Here is a 2,408-nt window from a genome sequence, read left to right on the forward strand (position 1 = left end):
GTAACCGTCCGGGCAACACACCTTCCTGACACCGTCGCTTGAGGCGATGGTGTCCACCTAAATTTAAGTGGACACCATTTTTAGCCTTTTTAAGCGGACGCCTATGCCACAAGAACGCCGTTCCTATTCAAAGTCCTTCAAGGCCCAGGTCATCGCCGAATGCGCGCAGCCTGACACCTCGATCGCCAATGTCGCGTTGACCCACAACCTCAACGCCAACCTCGTCCATAAATGGATACGCGTGCATGCGCAGAAAAACCTGACACTTCAAACCGCCTTCATCCCGGTCAAGGCATCGCCGCCGGTGCCGATGCATCAGGCCCTTCCTGCCACGATCCGAATCGAAGTGCCGCATTCAAAAGGCGTAGTCGTGGTGAGTTGGCCGGCAGAAAATGCAGCGGCGTGTTCTACTTTCCTGCGAGACCTGCTGCGATGATCCGCATCGACTCCATCTGGCTCGCCACCGAGCCCATGGACATGCGCGCAGGCACTGAAACTGCTCTGGCGCGGGTCGTGGCGGTGTTCGGTGCGGCGAAGCCGCACTGTGCTTATCTGTTTGCCAACCGTCGTGCCAATCGCATGAAAGTGCTGGTGCATGATGGCTTGGGGATTTGGCTTGCTGCCCGGCGCTTAAATCAAGGACGTTTCTTTTGGCCGGGCGTGCGGCACGGCTCTGAAGTCGAGCTGGATGCAGAGCAACTTCAAGCCTTGGTGCTCGGCTTACCTTGGCAACGCGTCGGTTCCGGAGGAGCCATCACGGTACTCTAACTCGCCTGCCATGGCCTGCTTGCCAGCGCAATTGGCCCATCAGTCTATCGCCGCCCATAGCCCTCTCTGGCAAAATCGGCGGCATGACTTCGCATCCGAATCTCGATCAATTAAACTCTAAAGAACTGCGTGCTTTGGCGGCGCAGTTGATCCAGCGCGTCGAGACGATGGACAAGCAGATCAATCATCAAAAGTCGGTCAACGAGAAACTGGCCCACGAGATCGCGCTGCTCAAACGCTTCAAGTTTGCCAAACGCAGCGAGCAACTAAGTCCAGATCAGGCCAGCTTGCTCAACGACTTGATCGATACTGATATTGCCGCTATCGAAGCCGAGCTTGAGGCGCTGCAACCGACACCAGTCGAAGCCAAAGTGCGCCAGCAACCTAAGCGCGCGGCGCTGCCGCCGCAATTTCCTCGCACGCTGATCCATCACGAACCGGACAACAGCCATTGCCAGTGCGGCTGTACTCTCAAGCGCATCGGCGAAGATGCCAGTGAAAAACTCGACTACACGCCCGGCGTGTTCACCGTCGAACGTCACATCCGTGGGAAATGGGCCTGCGAGCAGTGCGAAACGCTAATCCAGGCGCCGGTACCGGCGCACGTCATCGACAAAGGCATACCGACCGCAGGCCTGCTGGCCCATGTCATGGTGGCCAAGTTCGCTGATCATTTGCCGCTGTATCGTCAGGAAAAAATCTTCGGTCGCGCCGGGCTGCCCATCGCCCGTTCGACCTTGGCGCAGTGGGTGGGCAACTGCGGCGTGCAACTCCAACCACTAGTCGATGCGCTGCGCGAAGCCGTGCTGACGCACGGCATCGTTCACGCCGACGAGACGCCGGTACAAATGCTGATGCCTGGCGCGAAAAAAACTCATCGCGCTTATGTCTGGGCCTATGCCACCAGTCAGTTCTCCGACCTGGCGGCGGTCGTTTACGACTTCAGCCCGAGCCGCGCTGGCGAACATGCCCGAGCCTTCCTGAGCAGTTGGAACGGCAAGCTGGTCTGCGATGACTTTGCCGGCTACAAGGCAGGCTTTGAACTGGGCGTTACGGAGATCGGCTGCATGGCCCATGCCCGCCGAAAGTTCTTCGACTTGCACGCGACCAACAAGAGCCAGATCGCCGAAAAAGCGCTGCACTACATCGCGGCCTTGTACGAAGTTGAACGAGAAGTCCGCGAGCTGGAAGCGGGTGATCGACAGCGAATACGGCAGGAAAAAGCAGCGCCAATCGCCGACGCACTTCATACCTGGATGATCGCCCAAAGACAGCTTGTGCCTGAGGGTTCGGCCATCGCCAAGGCCCTGGATTACAGCCTCAAACGCTGGATAGCGCTGACGCGCTATCTCGATGACGGTGCTGTGCCCATCGATAATAACTGGTGCGAGAATCAAATCCGGCCGTGGGCTCTTGGGCGCTCGAACTGGCTGTTCGCGGGCTCGTTACGCAGCGGTAAACGTGCGGCGGCGATCATGAGTTTGATCCAGTCGGCGCGGCTCAACGGACATGATCCGTATGCTTACTTAAAGGATGTTCTTACACGCCTGCCGACGCAGCGTGCGAGTGAGATAACCGAGCTGTTGCCGCACAGGTGGGCGCCCGTTTAATCACGCAAGGTGTGTTGGGCGGACGCTTAC

Annotated in this window: 3 protein-coding genes; all 3 read left to right on the plus strand. The window is 58.4% G+C overall.

Going from position 1 to position 2,408, the window contains the following annotated elements; all coding sequences use genetic code 11:
- The first annotated feature begins 103 nt into the window (after positions 1-103).
- The 3 genes from tnpA to tnpC all read left to right on the plus strand — a co-directional run bounded on the left by tnpA (position 104) and on the right by tnpC (position 2,378).
- Positions 104-436 (plus strand): IS66-like element accessory protein TnpA, encoded by a 333-nt coding sequence (tnpA, locus tag AC07T0_RS31650; protein ID WP_495004862.1) that lies wholly within the window; start codon positions 104-106, stop codon positions 434-436.
- On the plus strand, positions 433-768 hold the full coding sequence (tnpB, locus tag AC07T0_RS31655; protein WP_017279403.1) for an IS66 family insertion sequence element accessory protein TnpB: 336 nt from the start codon (positions 433-435) through the stop codon (positions 766-768). The genes tnpA and tnpB overlap by 4 nt, the downstream gene beginning before the upstream one ends.
- Positions 769-851: 83 nt before the next feature.
- On the plus strand, positions 852-2,378 hold the full coding sequence (tnpC, locus tag AC07T0_RS31660) for an IS66 family transposase (RefSeq protein WP_495004863.1): 1,527 nt from the start codon (positions 852-854) through the stop codon (positions 2,376-2,378).
- Positions 2,379-2,408 lie beyond the last annotated feature (30 nt).

The organism is Pseudomonas sp. GW821-FHT04D07 (assembly GCF_059420225.1).